Raw genomic sequence first — 1,237 nt, 5'->3', positions numbered from 1 at the left:
ATTGGTTACTTTTGCGTTTCCCTTCAAATAGCGTACGACATGAATTCCGGCAAAACAGTTTTCTCCCAAATTATGCAGCTCATACCTCGTAGAGAATTCAACGAAATTATCACTAGACACAAGGGTGATTACCGAGTCAGGAACCTTTCCTGTCATGATCAGTTTCTTGTAATGTGCATGGCTCAATATGCAGACAAGAACAGTTTGCGTGATATCGAAGCGAGCCTGAATGCACTGACCATGGTAAAGAAGTTGTATCATTGTGGCATCAGTTATGCAGTTCCCCGCAACACATTGGCAAAAGCCAACGAGAACAGGGACTGGCACATCTATGCCGAGTTGGGAGAAGTCCTGATAAAGAAAGTGCGGCCACTTTACGCCAAGGAGAAGTTCAGGCTTGATATTGATAATATGGTTTATGCTTTCGACAGCACCACCATCGGTCTGTGTCTCAAACTCTGTCCATGGGCCAAGTTCCGCAAGAACAAGGGAGGCATAAAAATACATACACAAATTGACTTGAGAGGTAATCTCCCTGTTTTCATCCATCTTACAAGAGCATCCGTTCATGATGTCAATGCAATGGATGAGATGTGCATCGAGATGGGTGCCATCTATTTGATGGATAAGGGATACGTTGACTTCTTCAGGCTCTTCAACAACATCCATAAGAATGGCGCTTTCTTTGTAACAAGGGCTAAAGATAACATGCAGTACGAGGTTGTTTCTTCCGGGGCGGTTGACTCGCAGACAGGTGTAATCAGTGACCGGATAATCCGTCTGACCGAAGAAGCATCTATTGAAAAATATCCGGATGAACTCCGTATGGTTGTCTATGAAGATTTTGCCACCGGGAACGTGTATCGCTTCATAACGAACCATACCGGCTACGAGGCACTCACCATTGCCGAACTTTACAGGGAAAGATGGAATGTCGAACTTTTCTTCAAATGGATAAAGCAACACCTGCATATCAAATCCTTTTATGGCACCTCTGAAAATGCCGTCTATACCCAGATATGGATAGCCGTATGTGCGTTCTTGCTTTTAGCATTGGCCAAGAAAAAGATGCACATCGAAGAACCATCACTTTATATGATTTCTCAAACCATAGGAACTATGTTGTTTGAGAAGATACCGGTTCGTGAATTGTTCAACAAACCAAATTTAAATGTCTCGTCTGACGACGGTCAACTCGAATTATTTCGAGACCTCAAATCTTAACGGGACAGTAGTG

At 43.3% G+C, this 1,237-nt stretch carries 1 protein-coding gene; it reads left to right on the top strand.

The window, feature by feature from the left end; genetic code table 11:
• Positions 1–39: 39 nt before the first annotated feature.
• Positions 40–1,224 carry an IS4 family transposase gene (locus OLM34_RS11395; protein ID WP_264407387.1) on the top strand — a complete coding sequence of 395 codons (1,185 nt, stop codon included), beginning with the start codon at positions 40–42 and terminating at the stop codon, positions 1,222–1,224.
• The last annotated feature ends 13 nt before the right edge of the window (positions 1,225–1,237 follow it).

The sequence above is a fragment of the Anaerorudis cellulosivorans genome (genome assembly GCF_025943985.1).
Lineage (GTDB): Bacteria > Bacteroidota > Bacteroidia > Bacteroidales > Dysgonomonadaceae > Anaerorudis > Anaerorudis cellulosivorans.
This window is presented reverse-complemented; position numbering and strand designations above follow the sequence as displayed.